We start from the raw sequence: 17,984 nt of genomic DNA, 5'->3' as shown, positions 1-17,984 counted from the left end.
CCCCTCATGGAAGGGGGCGGCTTCCATGGCTCCCCTTTCGAAGGCCGGCGCGGCACTGGCCGCGCTCCGCGCGGGTCTGTCCGGCGACGCGCTCACCCCGGACGACCCCGGGTACGACGAGGCCCGGACGGTCTTCAACGCGATGATCGACCGGCGGCCCGCCGTCATCGCGCGGTGCGAGAGCGAGGCCGACGTGACCCGCGCGGTGCGCTTCGCGCGTGAGCTGGACCTGCCGATCGCCGTCCGCGGCGGCGGTCACAGCGTCGCCGGCATGGCGCTCAACGACGGCGGGCTCGTCGTCGACCTCAGCCGCATGCACGCGGTCACCGTCCACCCCGGGTCCGAGACGGTCCGGGTCGAGGGCGGAGCGCTGATGAGCCACCTCGACCGGGCCACCCAGCCCTACGGCCTCGCGACCACCGGCGGCCGCGCCTCCACGACCGGGGTCGGCGGCTTCGTCCTCGGCGGCGGCAGCGGCTGGCTGGACCGGTCCTGCGGCCTCGCCGTCGACAATCTGCTCGGCGTCGAACTGGTGACCGCCGACGGTTCGCCGGTACTCGCCACCGAGCAGGAGAACCCGGAGCTGTTCTGGGCCCTGCACGGCGGCGGCGGGAACTTCGGGGTCGCCACCGCGCTGACCCTCAAGCTGCACCCGCTGCCCGAGTTCTCCATCGCCCTGCTGATGTACCTGCCGGAACACGGCCCCGAGGTGATCCGCGTCTACCGCGAGATCATCGCGACCGGACCGCCGGAGGCGAGCGGTGGCATCCTCTACCTCACCGGCCCGCCCGAGGAGTTCGTGCCCCCGGAGCTGGTGGGCAAGCTGCTCTGCGGTGCCCTGGTCGCGTACGCGGGCGGCGAGGAGGACATGCGCAAGACCGCCCAGCCGCTGCTGGCGCTGCCGCACGAGGTCGAGATCGTCACGGCCCTGCCCTACGCCGACTTCCAGTGCATGATCGACGACCCGCCCGGCATGCGGAACTACTGGTCGGCGGAGTACCTGACCGGCGCGCCCGACGACTTCGTGGACGTCTTCTGCGCCCTCGGCGACGCCATGCCGGTCCCCACCGGCACCCAGCACGTGCTGTTCCCGCAGGGCGGCGCCATCGCCTCGGGACCGTCCCGCTTCCCCGTCCCGTACCGCGACGCGTCCTGGGCCGTGCACCCCTTCGGGATCTGGGAGGACGCGGCCGACGACGAGCGGTGCGTCGAGTGGGTCAGGAAGGTCCGCGAGGACGTCCGGCCGTGGAGCACCGGCGCGGTCTACCTGAACTTCATCGGGGACGAGGGCACGGACCGCGTGGCGGCCGGCCTCGGTGAGGACAACATGCGGCGGCTGGCCGCGGTGAAGGCCGAGTACGACCCGGACAACGTCTTCCGCTTCAACCACAACATCACCCCGGTACCGGCCGGCGCCTGACCCCGGCGCTCGCCGGACACCGCCCGCGGCGGCCCCGGCGTCGCACGCGGACGGCCCGGGATGCCTCCCCGAACCGTCCGCGGGTAGCGTCCGCTGCATGGACAGCCGTTACGACACCCAAGGCGCCGGAATCACCGTGCAGCGGGCCCTCGAACTGCCCGGACTGCGCAGCGGGCTGCCGGAGATCGTCGCGGGGGCCGACCGGCTGCACCGGACCGTGCGCTGGGTGCACGCGGGCGAGGTGCCGAACATCGCCTCGCTGCTCAAGGGCGGCGAACTGCTGCTGACCACGGGGTACGGTCTCGGCACCCGCCCGGCCGACCAGCGCGCGTTCGTCCGCACCCTCGCCGAGCGCGGGATCGCGGCGCTCGTCGTGGAGCTCGGCCCGCGCTTCGCCCGGCTTCCCGCCGCGCTCGTGGAGACGGCCCGTTCCACCGGTCTGCCGCTGGTGCAGCTGCACCGCGAGGTGCCCTTCGTGACGGTCACCGAGGAGATCCACACCGAGATCGTCAACGGCCACTACGCACTGCTCCAGCAGGCCGAGGAGGTGCACCGGCGCTGCACCGAGGCCCTGCTCGGCGGCGGCGGGGTGCCCCAGGTCCTGCGCATCCTCGCGGACTTCAGCGGCAACCCGGTCTTCCTGGAGACGGCCGACGGACAGCTGCTGTACGCCGCCGGGGCCGGCTCCGCCGGCGCCGATCCGCTCCAGGTCTGGGAGGGGCTGCGCGGCCAGCACAAGGAGGAGCCGCCCACGGGGACGACCCTGGTGGACGTGCCCGGCGGCGGTCCCGGCACCGGCTCCGTACGCGCCCGCCTGGTGCTGCTGCCCGTCGGCGCGCCGGTCGCCCCGGTGCACCGGATCGCCGCCGAGCGGGCCGCGGGCATCCTGGCCGTCGTGCTGATGCAGGCCCGCCAGGAGGAGGAACTGGCCGCGCGGGGGCGCGGCGACTTCCTGACCGACCTCGCCGAGGGCCGTATCGAGGCCGAGGACGCGCCGGCGCAGGCCCGTGTGCTCGGCTTCAAGCCCGGCTCCGGCCCGCTCCTGCCGGTCGTGATGCGACTGGCCGACGGCCTCGCCCCCGGTGGCGGCTGGGCCGTCCTGGCCCGTGCCGTGGCCGAGGAACTGGCCTCGGTGGGCGTCCCGGTCCTGCTGGGCGTACGTCCCGTCGAGGGCCGGGTACCGCTGCTGCTCGGCCTGCGCTCGGAGTCGGAACGGGCGGCCGTCGCGGACCGCGTCGCGGCGGCGCTGCGCGCCGGGGTGGAACGTGCGGGCATGCAGCGGCCCGGGGCACAGCCGCCGGTGGTGGTGGTCGGGGTGGCCGGCGGCTGGGCGGCCGCGTCGGCGGGACTGCGGCACGCGGCGGAGACGGCGACGGCCGCGCAGGGCCTGTCGGACCGGCCCTGGTACGACGCCCGCCGTCTGGACATCGACCTGCTGCTGTGGCGACTGCGCGAGCACCCCGACCTGGCCGCCTTCGTGGAGCGGGCGATCGGCCCGCTCCGCGACCACGACGTCCGCTCCAAGCCGCCCCTGCTGCCCACCCTGCAGACCTACTTGGCGCACGCGGGCCGCAAGGCGGAGACCGCCCGCGAACTGCACCTCAACCGGCAGACCCTCTACAACCGCCTCGCCCGGATCGGCGAGCTGCTGGGCATGGACCTGGACGACCCGCAGACGGTACTGGCGTTGAGCCTGGCGCTACGGGCACGCAGACACGTTCCGTGAGGGCCGCCGGCCGACCGGTGTCAGATCAACGGCCTGAACCGCGTGAACTCGTCGTAGACGCTGAGCACCTGGGCGACCGTCTCGTCCTCGGTCGGCCACGTGGCGGCCTGCCGGACGCCTTTCTCCCGCAGGACCTCCTGGCGCGCCGGATCGGCGAGCAGCCGCACGACGGCGTCGGCGATCGCCTTCGCGTTCCCGTACGGGACGAGTTCGGCCGCGTCGCCGACCATCTCGGGGACGCCCCCGACCGCGGTGGCGACGAGCGGGACGCGCGCGTGGAGGGCCTCGTGCGCCAGCACCGGGCGCGACTCCCATCTGCTGGGCAGCAGGACGAGGTCGGCCGCGGCGAGCAGTTCCGTGACGTCCTCGCGCCGCCCGACGAGCCGGACCGGCAGCTCCTCGTCCTCGATCCGGCGCTGGAGGACGGGGCGCAGCGGCCCCTCCCCCGCGACGACCAGCAGGGGCACCGGATCGAGTCGGCACCACGCGCGCGAGGCGTCCAGGAGGGTGTGGTAGCCGCGGTGCCGGTCGAGCGATCCGACCGCGATGAGCAACGCCCGGTCGGTCGCGCCGAGTTCGGCCCGTGCCTTGTGCCGGAACCGGTCGGGTTCCACGGGGTCGGCGGGCGGGCGCGGAGCCGCGAGCGCGACGGCGGCGAGCCGCGCGTCCCGCGCTCCCCTCCTGCGGGCCCGGTCCACCAGGTCGGACGAGGTCCCGAGCACCACGGCGGCGGCCCTGGCGACCCGGCGCTCCAGGAGCCGCAGTACGTGGACCCGGGCGCCGTCGGCCTCCGGACGGGTGTGCCAGGTGACGACGAGGGGAACGCTTCGCCCGCTGAGCGCCAGCATCGCCCGCAGCGCCGCGTGGAGCCCGTGCGCGTGCACGAGATCGGCGTCCGCGCAGGCCGCCCGCAACGCGGACACCGAGGCGGGGTCGCTGCTGCGGGGCACGGGAACGTGGTGCGCGCCGACACTGCTGAACCCGTACACGCGGTCCGTCTCGGCGGGAGCGCAGACGGTGACCCGTACCCCGCGGGCGACCAGACCCGCGGCCAGCGACCGCACGTGCGTGCTGCTGCCCGCGCTTCCGCCGCCGAGCACCTGCACGGTGTGCAGCGGCGACTGGCCGTGCGGCGGGTGGCTGCTCACGTGGCTCACGTGGCCGGGGCTCCTGGTTCGGCGTCGGACGGTCACGGGGAAACGTACAGAGGGGTCGTGCGGAGGAGGGGGTACCGCACGTCGTGCACCGCGTACTACGCCAAGGATGCCAGGCCGTCCGGGCCTTCCGGCACCGCCATCACGACGAGGGCACGTCAGACAGGGCAACCCGGCGACGACGGTCACCCGCACGAGTGATGAATGGCCCGTTCCGGGGAGGGTGGGACCACACGGAACCCGTGCGGCGCCCGTGACTCCCCGCGCCCTGCGGGCCGCCCCGAGGCCAACGGGCTCCCACCGTGTCGTTCGCCACCCCGTGCCGAGGGTGCACCCGCGCACCGAACGGCGCGCACCACCCCCGCACGGCGCGTCCGAGAGGCCGCGCCCCGGCCCGTCTTCCGGACATGGGCCAGGGCCCCGGCCCTCCGCCCCGTCCTTCGGGTGCGGGGAAAGTTTCGGCCCCTCCGGCGTTCGAGGAGCGGGGTCCGGGGCGGAGCCCCAGAGGTGGGAAGGGCAGGGACGGAGGGGGCGAAAAGAGCAGGCCCAACGGCCACGGAGCCCGGGTGGACTCCCTGGCTGGGGGGCGGAACCGCCCCCGCCAGGGGCAGGACCACCCCCGCCGGGGGGGCAGGACTGCCGTTAGGCGTCCGCCCGGGCCGCCGCCAGCAGTTCCTCCGCATGGGCCCGGGCCGTCTCGGAGTCCTCCTGGCCGGCGAGCATCCGGGACAGTTCGCGGATCCGCTCCTCGCCCTCCAGCACCTTCACGCCCGAGCGGGTCACCGAGCCGTCGTTCGTCTTCTCGACCAGCAGCTGCCGGTCGGCGAAGGCGGCCACCTGCGGCAGGTGCGTGACGACGACGACCTGCGCGGTCCGGGCGAGCTTCGCCAGCCGTCGCCCGATCTCGACCGCGGCCTTGCCGCCGACACCCGCGTCGACCTCGTCGAAGAGATACGTCGGCACGGGGTCGGTCCCCGCGAACACGACCTCCACCGCGAGCATCACGCGCGAGAGCTCACCGCCGGACGCCCCCTTGGCGATGGGCCGCGGCGGCGCCCCGGGGTGCGGGGCGAGCAGGAGCTCCACCTCGTCGGCGCCGGCCGGGCCGTAGGCCACCGGGCGCCCGCCGACCTCGACCCCCTCCGGGTCGTCGGTCTGCCGGATGTCGAAGGACACGCGCGCGTGCGGCATCGCCAGCGAGGCCAGTTCGGCGGTGACGGCGGCGGCGAACCGCTCGGCGGCCTCCGTACGGGCGTCCGTCAGCGCCTGGGCGAGACCGCCCAGTTCACCGCGCAGCGCGTCCCGCTCGGCGGTCAGCTCCTCGATCCGGTCGTCGTCGCCGTCGAGTTCGGTGAGCCGCTCGGCGCTCCGCTCGGCCCAGGCGATCACGGCGTCGATGTCCTCGCCGTACTTGCGGGTCAGCTGGGTGAGCGCGGCCCTGCGCTCCTCGACCGCCGCCAGCCGCAGCGGGTCGGCGTCGAGATCGTCGGCGTAGCCCGCGAGTTCGCCCGCGACGTCGCCGAGCAGGATGTTGATCTCCCCGATCCGCCCGGACAGCGTGGCGAGGGCCGAGTCGTGCGACCGCACGGCCTCCAGCGCCCGGTGGGCGCCCGCGACGAGCGTGGCCGCGTCGATGCCCTCCGGGTCCTCGGGATTGCCCGCCAGCGCGGCGTGCGCGGCCGTGGCGGCCGACGCCAGCGCCTCCGCGTGACCGAGCCGCTCCGCCTCCGCCGCCAGCTCCGCGTCCTCGCCCGCCCGCGGCTCCACGGCCGCGATCTCGTCGAGTCCGAAGCGCAGCATGTCGGCTTCCTGGGCCCGTTCCCGCGCGCGCGTCGTGATCTCGTCCAGTTCGGCCGAGACGGCCCGCAGCCGGCGGTAGGCGCCCGCGTACTTGGCCAGCGGCACGGCGACCGCGTCACCCGCGTACCGGTCCAGGGCCCCCCGCTGCCGGGACAGCTTGAGCAGCCCCTGCTGGTCGGTCTGGCCGTGCACCGCGACGAGTTCGTCGGCGAGTTCGGCGAGCACGCCCACCGGCACCGAGCGTCCGCCCAGATGCGCGCGGGAACGCCCCTCGGCCGAAACGGTACGGCTGATCAGCAGCACGCCCTCGTCGAGCTCGGCGCCGGCCTCCTCGGCCCGTACGACGGCCGTCCCGTCCGCCGGTACGCTGATCCGCCCTTCCACGACCGCGCTCTTGGCGCCGATCCGCACGAGGGCCGGGTCCGCGCGCCCGCCCAGCAGCAGCCCGAGGCTGGTGACCACCATCGTCTTGCCCGCACCGGTCTCACCGGTCACGGCGGTGAAGCCGGGTGACAGCTCGACGACCGCGTCGTCGATGACTCCGAGCGACCGTATCCGCATCTCCTCCAACACGTCCCCGACCATACGAGGTTTTCCCGGCGCCGTGCGACGCCGCCCCCCGCAAAGAGAACCGAGCGTTACTTTCGGGAGGCGTCCTCGTTCGCCGACGCCTCGTGCGGAGGCGGCCCGGCACCCGGACGGAAGCCGGGTGCCGGGCATGCCCCGAAGGGGCTGCCCCGGTGCTGCCCTAGTGCGGTGCCCCGCGCCACCCTGCGACCGGGAGTGCGAACTTGGCGACGAGCCGGTCGGTGAAGGACGCGTGGTGCAGCCGGGCGAGCCGCACGGGCACGGCCCCGCGCCGCACCTCGACCCGCGCGCCCGGCGGCAGCTCCACCGTGCGCCGCCCGTCGCACCACAGCACGCCCGGCGGAATGTGCGGCAGCACCTCCACCGCGAGCACCGAGTCCGGCGAGGTGACCAGCGGCTTGGCGAACAGGGCGTGCGCGCTGATCGGCACCATCAGCAGCGCCTCGACCTCGGGCCAGACCACGGGACCGCCCGCGGAGAAGGCGTACGCCGTCGACCCGGTCGGGGTCGCGCAGACGATCCCGTCGCAGCCGAAGCCGGTGACGGGCCGCCCGTCGATCTCCAGCACCACTTCGAGGAGCTTCTCGGCGGACACCTTCTGCACGGCCGCCTCGTTCAGCGCCCAGTCGGTGTGCACGATGTCGCCGTTGCGGTGCACGACCACGTCGACCGTCATGCGTTCCTCGACCTCGTAGGCCTTGGTGACGACCCGGTCGACGACCTTGTCCAGGTCGTCGCGCTCGGCCTCGGCGAGGAAGCCGACCCTTCCGAGGTTGACGCCGAGCATCGGCACGCCGGAGGCGCGGGCGAACTCGGCGCCGCGCAGCAGCGTTCCGTCACCGCCCAGGACGATGAGCAGCTCGCAGCCGTCCAGGCACTGCGGAGTCGCCTCCTGGACCAGCTCCACCTCGTCCGGCAGCGGCAGGTCGGCGGCCTCGGCCGCGAGGACCCGTACGCCGATCCCGGAACGCAGCAGCCCCTGGACGACCAGTTCGGCGCTGCGGATGGCTGCCGGCCGCCCGGTGTGGGCCAGCAGGAAAACAGTACGAGCTCGGGTCTGTGTCAACGCGGCCCCTCCGCCACTGCACGGTCAACGTCGGCCGGGTCGAGTTCGGGCGCCCCGGCACGCAGCCACAGAAAGTACTCGACGTTGCCCGACGGTCCGGGCAACGGGCTCGCTGTCACGCCCTTCACTCCGAGCCCCAGCTCCTGGGCTCGCGCCGCCACGCCGCGCACGCTCTCGGCGCGCAGCTCCGGACTGCGCACGACGCCGCCGCTGCCCAGCCGGTCCTTCCCCACCTCGAACTGCGGCTTGACCATCATCACCAGATCGGCATCCGGCGCCGTGCACCGCGCGAGGGCGGGCAGCACCAGTCCGAGCGGGATGAAGGACAGATCCCCGACAACAAGGTCCACGGGCTCCCCATCGATCGCCTCCAACGTCAACTCGCGTACGTTCGTACGGTCCTTGACGGTGACGCGTTCATCGCTCTGGAGAGACCACGCGAGTTGTCCGTATCCGACGTCCACGGCGACGACATGGGCGGCGCCCGCGCGCAGCAGCACGTCGGTGAAGCCTCCGGTGGACGCGCCGGCGTCCAGCGCCCGCCGTCCCCCGACCTTCAGGCCCTGCGGCCCGAAGACGGCGAGCGCGCCGGCGAGCTTGTGACCGCCGCGCGAGACGTAGTCGGGGTCGCTGTCGTCCTTGCTGACCACGATCGCCGCGGCGGTCTCGACCTGTGTGGCGGGCTTGGTCGCGAGGGTCTTGCCCACACTGACCCTGCCCGCGGCGATCAGCTGTCCGGCGTGCTCGCGCGAGCGGGCGAGCTTCCTGCGGACCAGCTCGGCGTCGAGGCGGCGGCGTGCCACTCCTGCCACGTTCGGTTCAGCTCCTGCGGTCGTACGGCGATGGGAAAGGCTGCCCGGAAGGTTCTCCGGACGCCCCGAAGGATCTCATTGGGCGGCGGCGGGCGGGCGACCGGCGGGAGCCGGAGCCCCCGGGCGGACGTCGAGCGCGGTGAGCGCGTCGCGCAACCCCCGGTGGACATCCTCGTACACCTCGAGGTGTCCGTCCGTGGCCAGGTGGTCGGCGTCGGCCAGTCGGCCGAGCCCCGCGTCGACGTCCCCGTCGCCCGTCGGGACCCGCGGGACGTTCAGCGGGGCCGGTGCGGCGGGGTCGTGCGCGGGTTCCGGTTCCGCCTCCGCGGGCGGGCCGGGCTCCCCCGCGGTCATGGCCTCGGGGAGCTCTTCCTCGGGGACTGAGTCGTTCATGCCCCGACGCTACCGCGAAGGGCTGCGGTACCGTCGATCACGATGGCGACGACTGAGGAGTGCCGCGCCGCACTCGACAAGCTTTCCGACAACATGGCGGGCGCCGACGGGAACGTACGGGCCGCCGCGGCCCTGGACCGCTCGCTGAGCTGCCGTATCACCGACCTGGACATCACCTTCGTCGGCCGGCTCAAGGACGGCCGGATCGAGGTGCTCGACACGCTCCAGGGCCCGCCCCCCGAGCGGGCCCAGATCCGTCTGACCATGAAGGGCGACGACCTCGTGTCGATGGTCGACGGCGAGCTGAACTTCGCCAGGGCCTGGGGCTCGGGCCGGGTGAAGCTGGAGGCGGGCCTGCGCGACCTGCTGCGGCTCAGGACCCTCCTGTAGGAGGCGGACCCTTCCGCGACGGCCTGCCGCGGCTCAGGACCCCTCCACGGCCGCCGCGGCGGCACGCACCCTGGCCTTGCGTGCCGCCGGCACCACGAGCGGTGTCCCGGTCTCGGGGTCCTCGATGACCTGGCAGCGCAGCCCGAAGACCTCCTCCACCAGCTCGGCCGTGACGATGTCGTTCGGGGCTCCCTCCGCGATGACCTCGCCGCCGCGCAGGGCGATCAGATGAGTGGCGTAGCGGGCCGCGTGGTTGAGGTCGTGCAGTACGGCGACCAGGGTGCGGCCCTGCGTCTCGTGGAGTTCGGCGCACAGGTCGAGGACGTCGATCTGGTGCTGGATGTCGAGGTAGGTCGTCGGCTCGTCCAGCAGGAGCAGCGGGGTCTGCTGCGCGAGCGCCATCGCGATCCACACGCGCTGACGCTGGCCGCCCGACAGTTCGTCGACGTAGCGGTCGGCGAGTTCGGCGACCCCGGTGGAGGCCATCGACTCCCGGACCACCCGCTCGTCCTCCGCCGACCACTGGCGCAGCAGTCCCTGGTGCGGGTAGCGGCCCCGGCCGACGAGGTCGCCGACCGTGATCCCGTCCGGTGCGATCGACGACTGCGGCAGCAGCCCGAGGGCGCGCGCCACCTTCTTCGCCGGCATCGACTGGATCGTCTGCCCGTCGAGCAGCACCCGTCCGGCCGAGGGCTTCAGCATGCGGGAGAGGGCGCGCAGCAGGGTGGACTTGCCGCAGGCGTTCGGACCGACGATCACCGTGAAGGAGTGGTCGGGAATCTCCACCGACAGCTTCTCCGCGATGACGCGCTGGTCGTAGCCGAGGGTGACGTTGTCGGCGGACAGGCGGTTCACAGTGCTCCTTGGGGTGTTCTCGTGCGCCTGGTCGTTCGCACGCGCCGCGTTCTTCGGGCCCGGCGCGGCCGGCTTCACCGGGCCGCTCACGGCCGCGTCCGCCGGGCCGCTCATATCCGGCCCGCCTTGCGCTCGGTGACCAGCAGCCACAGCAGGTAGACGCCGCCGAGGACGCCGGTCACGACGCCGACGGGCAGCTGGTCGGCACCGAAGGCGCGCTGCGAGGCCCAGTCCGCGACGATGAGCAGGGTCGCGCCCATGCACATCGACGGCACCAGGTTCGGTCCGGGCGACCGGGTGAGCCGCCGGGCCAGCTGCGGGGCGGTGAGCGCCACGAAACCGACCGGGCCCGCGGCGGCGGTGGCACCCGCGGTGAGCAGGACGGCGGCCACCATCAGCAGCAGCCGCGTCCGCTCGACGCTCACTCCGAGGGCGTACGACACGTCGTCGCCCATCTCCATCATCCGCAGCCCGCGCGCGTTGCCGAGGACGAGGGGGACGAGGACGGCGCACATGATCAGCAGGGGCCAGACCTGCGCCCAGTCCCGGCCGTTGAGGGAACCGGTCATCCAGACGACGGCGCGGGCCGCGTCGACGAGGTCGGCCTTGGTGAGGAGATAGCCGTTGACCGCCGTGACGATCGCGGAGACACCGATGCCGACCAGGACCAGCCGATAGCCGTGCACGCCCCGCTTCCAGGCGAGCAGGTAGATGGCGAGCCCGGTCAGGAGTCCGCCGACGAGCGCCCCGAGAGCGACCTCGGTCGCGCTGCCCGAGAACAGCACGATCATGATGAGCGCGCCGGCCGTGGCCCCCTGCCCGAGCCCGAGCACGTCGGGGCTGCCCAGCGGATTGCGGGAGACGGACTGGAAGAGCGCTCCGGCCAGCCCGAGCGAGGCCCCCACCAGCAGTCCGACGAGAACGCGCGGGAGCCGGAGGTCGTTGACGATGAACTCCTGGCTGGGGCTTCCGTCGCCGGCCAGGGTCCTGAGCACGTCCCCGGCCGGGATCGGGAAGTCGCCGGTGCCGATGAGCACCACGCTCGCCGCGGCCGCGGCCACCAGCAGCAGGACGGTCACGGTGAACGCGCGGACGTCGAGGCGGACGGACAGCCCGCCGGTGCGGACGGCCCGGACGCGGCGCGCGGGAAGCGCCGGGGCGCCTCGGCCGCGGGCGGTTCGGATGCTTCGGACACGTGGGGTCGTCACAGCTGCGCCGTCCTCCGTCGCCGTACGAGAAAGATGAAGACCGGGCCGCCCAGCACCGCGGTGACGATGCCGACCTGGAGCTCCGCCGGCCGGGCGACCATCCGCCCGAGGACGTCGGCGCCGAGCAGCAGCACGGGCGACAGGACGGTGGCGTACGGCAGGATCCAGCGCAGGTCGGGCCCGGTGAAGGAGCGGACGGCGTGCGGGACCATCAGCCCGACGAACACGATCGGCCCGCAGGCGGCGGTCGCGGCGCCGCACAGCACGGTCGCGGCGGCCATGGACAGCGCGCGGGTCCGGTTCAGGTTCGCGCCGAGCGCGCGGGCGGTGTCGTCGCCCATGGCCACCGCGTTCAGCGGCCGGGCGAGGGCCAGCGCGAGAACGGTGCCGACCGCGAGGAACGGCGCCACCTGCTCGATCGTCGAGTCGGTCGCCGAAGCGAGCGAACCGACCGTCCAGAAGCGCATCTTGCCGAGCGCCGCGTCGTCCATGATCATCACGGCCTGCAGATAGCCGTACAGCGCGGCGCTGATGGCGGTCCCGGCGAGCGCGAGCCGCACCGGGGTCGCGCCCCGGCTGCCGCCCAGGAACCAGACGAGCGCCCCGACCGCGGCCGCGCCGAAGAAGGCGAACCAGACGTAGCCGCTCAGTGAGGTGACACCGAAGTAGGTGATCGCGGTGACGACCGCGGCGGACGCGCCCGCGTTGATCCCGAGCAGACCGGGATCGGCCAGCGGATTGCGGGTGAGCGCCTGGAGGACGGCGCCGGACAGCCCGAGCGCGGCGCCCACCAGCAGCCCGAGCACGGTGCGCGAGATCCGGTCGCCGATCACGACGTCCGCGTACGTCCCCGAGTCGTGGAAGAGGCCGTGCCACACCTGGGCCGGCGGCAGCGCCTTCGCGCCGATCGCGACGCTCGCCAGCGCGACCAGCAGCAGGACGCCCACGGAGATGAGCAGTCCAAGGGTCCGTATCGCCCGGCGGGTTGGGAGCGCGGGGGCGGTTTCCGCGCACTGTTCAGGAGGACTGTCGACCAACACGAGGTTAGGTTAGCCTACCCTCGCGTTGTCTTTCGATGTGTCCGCGCGCCCGGGCCCGCGCCGAAGCCCTGGTCAGCCACCCCCGGCCCGCCCTCGTCGCCGAGCACCGCCCCGGCTCCCCCGCCCCGGCGGGAGGGAGCCTTCGTCGGCACCCGCACCCGCTCGGGACGAGGCCGCCACCGCCACCGGCGCCACCTCCGACGAAGGCCGGACGCCGGACGCCGGTACCGGCGTCCGGCGTTCGCACACCCCTCTCGCCCGCCCGAGCGCTAGAGGCCCAGCCGCGCCAGCGCCTTCCCCCCGTCCAGCTCGCACGTGCCCCCGCCCGCGGCCGTCCAGGCCGCCGCGCACAGGGCCCGCAGTCCGTCGAGGGCCTCGCCCTCGCCGGTCAGTTCCAGCTCCTCGCCGCCCGCCGTCGCCGTCCAGCCGCCGCAGCGGAACCCGTCGCCCGCCTCGACGACCTCGGGCTGCCCGGTGAGCATGCCGCGCAGGTCGGCGTCGACGTACGTCGGCCGGTGCTGCGGCGGCGCGGCGAGGAGCTGCGCGCCGTCGGTCACCCCGGTGAGGACGAGCAGCGAGTCCACCTCTCCGTTGAACGCGCCCTCGATGTCCGTGTCCAGCCGGTCCCCGACCACCAGCGGCCGCTCGGCCCCGGTCCGCAGGATCGTCTCGCGGTGCATCGGGGGCAGCGGCTTGCCCGCGACCTGCGGCTCGGCACCCGTGGCGATGCGGACGACCTCCACCGCCGCGCCGTTGCCGGGCGCGATCCCGCGCGCGCCCGGAATCGTCAGGTCCGTGTTGGACGCGAACCAGGGGACCCCGCGCGCGATGGCGTAGCACGCCTCCGCGAAACGGGACCAGGTCAGATCGGGACCGCCGTACCCCTGGACGACCGCGACGGGCTCGTCCTCCGCCGAGTCGACCGGCTCCAGACCGCGCTCGCGCAGCGCGACCCGCAGCCCCTCGCCGCCGACGACCAGGATCCGCGCGCCCGTCGGCACCTGCTCGCTGATGAGCCGGGCCACGGCCTGCGCCGAGGTGATGACGTCCGACGCCACCGTCGGTATGCCCAGCTCCGTGAGGTGCCCGGCGACCGCGTCCGGGGTGCGCAGCGCGTTGTTGGTGACGTACGCGAGGTGCATTCCGCCCGCGCGGGCCGTCGCCAGCGAGTCCACCGCGTGGGCGATGGCGTCCCCGCCCGCGTACACCACACCGTCCAGGTCCAGCAGCGCGGTGTCGTACGCCTCGCTCAGTGCCTGCCCACTGCCCTCGGGCCGCGTCCTGACGGTCTGGCTCATTGCGCATCGCTCCTCGTTCGATCCCTTTCCCCCGATCATCGCGCATGCCGCCGACGCACTTACGATGCCCCAATGAACTATGCAGGTCCCGAGGCGGAGACCCCGGCTGGGAGCGGCCTCGAACTCACCCCGTTCCGAGGCCTGCGCTACGACCCCGACCGGGTCGGCAGTCTGGCCGCCGTGACGTCCCCGCCGTACGACGTGATCGTCCGGCCCGACGGACTGCTCGAACTCGAATCGGCCGACCCGTACAACATCGTCCGGCTGATCCTCCCGCAGGACGGCAGCCCCGAGGCGCGCAACCGGCAGGCCGCCGACACCCTGGACCGCTGGCTGTCCGAAGGCGTGCTGGCCACCGATCCCGAGCCGGGCCTGTACGTGTACGAGCAGCGCGACGGCGACCTGCTACAGCGGGGCGTGATCGGCAATCTGCGCCTGTCCGATCCGGCCGACGGTGTCGTGCTCCCGCACGAGGACGTGATGCCGCACGTCATCGCGGACCGCGCGGCCCTGATGCGCGCCACGTCCGCCAACCTCGAACCCCTGCTGCTGACCTACCGCGGCAACGGTTCCGGGTACGGCGCCGCCGCCGTCATCGAACGCACCGTCGGCCTGCCGCCGCTGCTGTCCACCACCACCGAGGACGGCATCAGCCATCGTCTGTGGGCGGTCACGGACCCGGCGGAACTCTCCGAGATCCGCACGGACCTCGGCCGGCACCAGGCCCTGATCGCCGACGGTCACCACCGGTGGGCGACATATCTGCGTCTACGCGCGGAGCACCCTTCTCCGAGCCCCTGGGACTACGGCCTGGTCCTCCTGGTGGACACCGTCCGTTACCCGCTGCGCGTCCGGGCCATCCACCGCCTGCTGCACCGCCTCCCGATCGCCGAGGCGCTGGCCGCCCTCGAGGACTCCTTCCGCGTACGCCACCTCGCCGTGCCCCTCGCAGAGGCACTGGAGGCCCTCGCCTCGGCGGCGGCCGAGGGGAACGCCTTCCTCCTCGCCGGCGACGGCGCCTTCCATCTGGTCGACCGCCCCGCTCCGGACCTCCTGGCCCGCACGGTCCCGGCCGGGCATCCGGAGGCCTGGCGCGCGCTGGACGCCACGGTCCTGCACGCCACGCTCCTGGAGCACGTGTGGGGCATCCCGGAGGACTCCCCCGCGCACATCGCGTACATCCACGACGCGGGCGCCACGGTCGAGAAGGCGGAGCGCGACGGAGGCACGGCCGTCCTGATGCACCCGGTCCACGAGGAAGTCGTACGCGATCTCGCGCGCCAAGGGGTCACGATGCCGCGCAAGTCGACCTCCTTCGGGCCGAAGCCGGCGTCCGGGCTGGTCCTGCGGGCGCTCACTCCCTGAAGGGGCACGGTCCCCGCGAACGCCACGTGGGCGGCGGCACACCTTCCGGTGTCCCGCCGCCCACGTGTTTGCGCCGTGGTGACCGGCGTCAGTCCTGCGGACGGTGAGGAGCGCCGTCCTCGTCCTTGTCCTCGTTGCCGAGGTCGTCGACGTCGTCCGCGATCCCGTCCGTGGAGCCGGACTCGGTCCCGTCCTCGTCGTCGTCGTCCTCGTCCTGGTGCTCGTCCTCGGCGCGGATGTCCGTCTCGGTCTTGGCCTCGGCCGCGGTCGTGTCCTCGCTGCCGGCCTCGTCGTCCTCGACGAGGGCGTCGACGAACTCGACGCCGTCCATCTCGGCGAGCCGGTCGGAGGCGTCCGTGCTGCCGTCCTTGTCGGACTCGACGGTCTTGGCGAACCACTCGCGCGCCTCGCCCTCACGCCCGGCGGCGAGGAGCGCGTCGGCGTAGGCGTACCTCAGCCGCGCGGTCCAGGGCTGGACGGAGTTCGAGGCGAGCTCCGGGCTCTGGAGGGTGACGATGGCGGCGTCGAGCTGGTCCATGTCACGCCGGGCACCGGCCGCCACGAGACGCATCTCGACCTGGCCGGCCTTGTCCAGCTTCTGCACCTCGGGCGCCCCGGCCATCTCGAGCGCCTTCTCGGGCCGACCGAGACCGCGCTCGCAGTCGGCCATCACGGGCCACAGCTCCACGCTGCCGGTCATCCGGCGCGCGGCGCGGAACTCGGCGAGCGCCTCGCTGTACTTCTGGTTCGCGTACGCGGCGAAACCGGCCGCCTCGCGCACGGCGGCGACACGGGACGCGAGCCGCAGGGCGATCCTCGAGTACGCGTAGGCGCCCTCGGGGTCCTCGTCGATGAGACGGGCGACCATCACCAGGTTGCGGGAGACGTCCTCGGCGAGGCCCTTGGGCAGGCTCAGGAGTTCCTGGCGCACGTCCTGGTCGATCTCCTCGCCCGTGACGTCGTCCGGGATCGGCAGCCGCTTGATCGGCTCGCGGTCCCGGTCCCGCTCGTCGCGGTAGCGGCCGCCACCGCGCCGGTCGTCGCCCCCGCGGTCGTCGCGGCCGCGGAAGCCGCCGGGGCGCCCGCCCCGGTCGTCACGGCGCGGTCCACCACGGCCTCGGTCGTCGCGTCCCCGGTCGTCACGGCCACGGAAGCCGCCGCCGCTGCCGCCACGGCTGTCGTCACGGCGGAAACCACCACGGTCGTCGTCACGACGCGGGCTGTGCGGCCGCTCGTCACGGCGGTCGTCGCGCCGGAAGTCGCCACGGTCGTCGCGCCGGAAGGGCGGACGGTCGCTGTCCCTGCGCTCGTCACGGCGGAAGTCACCGCCGCCACGGCTGTCGTCACGACGGAAACCACCACGGTCGTCATCACGACGCGGGCTGTGGGACCGCTCGTCACGACGGAACCCGCCACGGTCGTCGCCCCGACGCTCGTCACGACGGAAGTCACCGCCGCCACGGCTGTCGTCACGGCGGAAACCACCACGGTCGTCGTCACGACGCGGGCTGTGCGGCCGCTCGTCACGACGGTCGTCGCGCCGGAAGTCGCCACGGTCGTCGCGGCCGCGGTAGCCACCGCGGTCGTCGTCACGACGCGGGCTGCTGGGCCGATCGTCACGGCGGAAGGACGGACGGTCCGCGTCACGGCGGAACCCGCCACGGTCGTCGCCCCGACGCTCATCACGACGGAAGTCACCACGGTCGTCGCGGCGGAAGCCGCCACCGCTGCCGCTGCGGCTGTCGTCGCGACGGAAACCACCACGGTCACCGCTGCCGCCGCGGTCGTCGCGGCCACGGTAGCCACCGCCACCGCTGCCACCACGGTCGTCACGACGGAAGCCGCCGCCACCACTGCCACCACTGCCACCACGGTCGTCACGGCCACGGTAGCCACCGCCACCGCTGCCGCCACGGCTGTCGTCGCGACGGAAACCACCACGGTCACCGCCGCCGCCACGCTCGTCACGGCGGTACCCGCCGCGGTCGTCGTCACGGCGCGGGCTGCTGGGCCGATCGTCGCGGTTGAAGGCAGGACGGTCTCCGTCCCTACGGAATCCGCCGCCGCTGCCACCGCGGTCGTCGCGACGCGGGCCGCCCTGGCGGTCGTCACGACGGAACGGCGGCCGGCCACCCCGGTCGCCCTCACGACGGTCGTCGCGGCCACGGTCGTCGCGGCCACGGTAGCCACCGCCACCGCTGCCGCCACGACTGTCGTCACGACGGAAACCACCACGGTCGCCGCCGCGGTCACCGTCACGGCGATCGTCACGCCGGCCGGAGCCACCACGGTCGTTGTCTCGGCGTGGGCCGCCGCGGTAGTCACCGCGGTCACCACTGTCACGACGGCGCTGGTCGCGCTCCGGTCGCTCGTCGGGAGAGTTGGTGGACATGGGTGACTCCTGTCTTCGGTACCGCAAGTCATTCTCGCGCAGCCGGGTACCCGGCGCGCTTCGGAAAAACAAAAAAGGACCCTTGGTCCCAGCGAGTCGCTGGGACCAAGGGTCCTCCAAAATTAGTTCGGCGGCGTCCTACTCTCCCACAGGGTCCCCCCTGCAGTACCATCGGCGCTGTGAGGCTTAGCTTCCGGGTTCGGAATGTAACCGGGCGTTTCCCTCACGCTATGACCACCGAAACCCTGTCAGACACCTCGTGGTGAAACGAGGTCTCGAACGGGCAGCGAACAAGCACACTTTTCAATTGATTAAGTGGAACTGTTCAGCCAGCACAACCGTTCGTTGTCTGGGAACTACACAGTGGACGCGAGCAACTGAGGACAAGCCCTCGGCCTATTAGTACCAGTCACCTCCACCCGTTACCGGGCTTCCAGATCTGGCCTATCAACCCAGTCGTCTACTGGGAGCCTTAAC

General features: G+C 73.5%; 14 protein-coding genes, 2 rRNA genes and 1 pseudogene. 4 read left to right on the top strand and 13 right to left on the bottom strand.

Annotated features, from left to right (window positions below):
- The first annotated feature begins 25 nt into the window (after positions 1-25).
- Together CW362_RS23335 and CW362_RS23330 are read left to right on the top strand one after the other, a co-directional pair.
- Positions 26-1,420, top strand: a complete 1,395-nt coding sequence (locus tag CW362_RS23335; RefSeq protein WP_103551472.1) for an FAD-binding oxidoreductase — start codon at positions 26-28, stop codon at positions 1,418-1,420.
- A gap of 97 nt (positions 1,421-1,517) precedes the next feature.
- Positions 1,518-3,146, top strand: coding sequence for a PucR family transcriptional regulator (locus CW362_RS23330; protein ID WP_103551471.1), 1,629 nt, complete (start codon positions 1,518-1,520; stop codon positions 3,144-3,146).
- A 20-nt stretch (positions 3,147-3,166) separates the two neighbouring features.
- Here CW362_RS23330 and CW362_RS23325 read toward each other — a convergent pair whose 3' ends face one another.
- The 5 genes from CW362_RS23325 to CW362_RS23305 form a co-directional block, all read right to left on the bottom strand.
- On the bottom strand, positions 3,167-4,303 hold the full coding sequence (locus CW362_RS23325; protein ID WP_103551470.1) for a glycosyltransferase family 4 protein: 1,137 nt from the start codon (positions 4,301-4,303) through the stop codon (positions 3,167-3,169).
- 639 nt (positions 4,304-4,942) lie between these two features.
- Positions 4,943-6,685: a DNA repair protein RecN gene (gene recN / locus CW362_RS23320; RefSeq protein WP_206301028.1), complete on the bottom strand. Its 1,743-nt coding sequence runs from the start codon at positions 6,683-6,685 to the stop codon at positions 4,943-4,945.
- 163 nt (positions 6,686-6,848) lie between these two features.
- On the bottom strand, positions 6,849-7,754 hold the full coding sequence (locus tag CW362_RS23315) for an NAD kinase (protein WP_103551469.1): 906 nt from the start codon (positions 7,752-7,754) through the stop codon (positions 6,849-6,851).
- The gene (locus CW362_RS23310) at positions 7,751-8,566 is read right to left on the bottom strand and encodes a TlyA family RNA methyltransferase (RefSeq protein ID WP_103551468.1); all 816 of its coding nucleotides are present in this window, start codon (positions 8,564-8,566) and stop codon (positions 7,751-7,753) included. Before CW362_RS23310 ends, CW362_RS23315 begins: the two co-directional genes overlap by 4 nt.
- A gap of 75 nt (positions 8,567-8,641) precedes the next feature.
- Entirely contained in the window at positions 8,642-8,959 is a 318-nt protein-coding gene (locus tag CW362_RS23305) for a hypothetical protein (protein WP_240657982.1), read from the bottom strand.
- A 42-nt stretch (positions 8,960-9,001) separates the two neighbouring features.
- Between CW362_RS23305 and CW362_RS23300 the strand changes: the two genes are divergently transcribed.
- Positions 9,002-9,349, top strand: a complete 348-nt coding sequence (locus CW362_RS23300; RefSeq protein ID WP_103551467.1) for an SCP2 sterol-binding domain-containing protein — start codon at positions 9,002-9,004, stop codon at positions 9,347-9,349.
- A 33-nt stretch (positions 9,350-9,382) separates the two neighbouring features.
- On the opposite strand, the gene CW362_RS23295 is transcribed toward CW362_RS23300, so the two are convergent.
- From CW362_RS23295 to CW362_RS23280, 4 genes are all read right to left on the bottom strand, one after another.
- Positions 9,383-10,318: an ABC transporter ATP-binding protein gene (locus CW362_RS23295; protein WP_420856876.1), complete on the bottom strand. Its 936-nt coding sequence runs from the start codon at positions 10,316-10,318 to the stop codon at positions 9,383-9,385.
- Positions 10,315-11,388, bottom strand: coding sequence for a FecCD family ABC transporter permease (locus CW362_RS23290; RefSeq protein WP_206301032.1), 1,074 nt, complete (start codon positions 11,386-11,388; stop codon positions 10,315-10,317). The genes CW362_RS23295 and CW362_RS23290 overlap by 4 nt, the downstream gene beginning before the upstream one ends.
- A gap of 20 nt (positions 11,389-11,408) precedes the next feature.
- A complete protein-coding gene (locus CW362_RS23285) occupies positions 11,409-12,452 on the bottom strand; it encodes a FecCD family ABC transporter permease (RefSeq protein WP_103551465.1) in 1,044 nt (347 codons plus the stop codon).
- A 269-nt stretch (positions 12,453-12,721) separates the two neighbouring features.
- Positions 12,722-13,750, bottom strand: coding sequence for an HAD hydrolase-like protein (locus CW362_RS23280; protein WP_103551464.1), 1,029 nt, complete (start codon positions 13,748-13,750; stop codon positions 12,722-12,724).
- Between the two features lie 72 nt (positions 13,751-13,822).
- Here CW362_RS23280 and CW362_RS23275 point away from each other — a divergent pair, with 72 nt between their 5' ends.
- A complete protein-coding gene (locus CW362_RS23275; protein ID WP_103551463.1) occupies positions 13,823-15,115 on the top strand; it encodes a DUF1015 domain-containing protein in 1,293 nt (430 codons plus the stop codon).
- An 88-nt stretch (positions 15,116-15,203) separates the two neighbouring features.
- Here the strand turns inward: CW362_RS23275 and CW362_RS23270 are convergent, their stop codons facing one another.
- The 4 genes and pseudogenes from CW362_RS23270 to CW362_RS23255 all read right to left on the bottom strand — a co-directional run.
- Entirely contained in the window at positions 15,204-16,091 is an 888-nt protein-coding gene (locus tag CW362_RS23270; RefSeq protein WP_240657984.1) for a hypothetical protein, read from the bottom strand.
- Between the two features lie 453 nt (positions 16,092-16,544).
- Positions 16,545-17,087, bottom strand: a pseudogene (locus tag CW362_RS45865) (hypothetical protein); the annotation flags it as partial.
- A 545-nt stretch (positions 17,088-17,632) separates the two neighbouring features.
- A 5S ribosomal RNA gene (gene rrf, locus CW362_RS23260) occupies positions 17,633-17,749 on the bottom strand.
- A gap of 137 nt (positions 17,750-17,886) precedes the next feature.
- A 23S ribosomal RNA gene (locus CW362_RS23255) occupies positions 17,887-17,984 on the bottom strand; the annotation flags it as partial.

It is taken from the genome of Streptomyces populi (assembly GCF_002911015.1).
Taxonomy (GTDB): Bacteria; Actinomycetota; Actinomycetes; order Streptomycetales; family Streptomycetaceae; genus Streptomyces; species Streptomyces populi.
This window is presented reverse-complemented; position numbering and strand designations above follow the sequence as displayed.

Excerpts from the sequence above, each read along its gene's own strand:
- CW362_RS23335 (WP_103551472.1), top strand. The coding sequence starts at position 26 with ATGGCTCCCCTTTCGAAGGCCGGCGCGGCACTGGCCGCGCTCCGCGCG.
- CW362_RS23330 (WP_103551471.1), top strand. The coding sequence starts at position 1,518 with ATGGACAGCCGTTACGACACCCAAGGCGCCGGAATCACCGTGCAGCGG.
- recN (WP_206301028.1), bottom strand. The coding sequence starts at position 6,685 with ATGGTCGGGGACGTGTTGGAGGAGATGCGGATACGGTCGCTCGGAGTC.
- CW362_RS23305 (WP_240657982.1), bottom strand. The coding sequence starts at position 8,959 with ATGAACGACTCAGTCCCCGAGGAAGAGCTCCCCGAGGCCATGACCGCG.
- CW362_RS23300 (WP_103551467.1), top strand. The coding sequence starts at position 9,002 with ATGGCGACGACTGAGGAGTGCCGCGCCGCACTCGACAAGCTTTCCGAC.
- CW362_RS23295 (WP_420856876.1), bottom strand. The coding sequence starts at position 10,318 with ATGAGCGGCCCGGCGGACGCGGCCGTGAGCGGCCCGGTGAAGCCGGCC.
- CW362_RS23280 (WP_103551464.1), bottom strand. The coding sequence starts at position 13,750 with ATGAGCCAGACCGTCAGGACGCGGCCCGAGGGCAGTGGGCAGGCACTG.
- CW362_RS23275 (WP_103551463.1), top strand. The coding sequence starts at position 13,823 with ATGAACTATGCAGGTCCCGAGGCGGAGACCCCGGCTGGGAGCGGCCTC.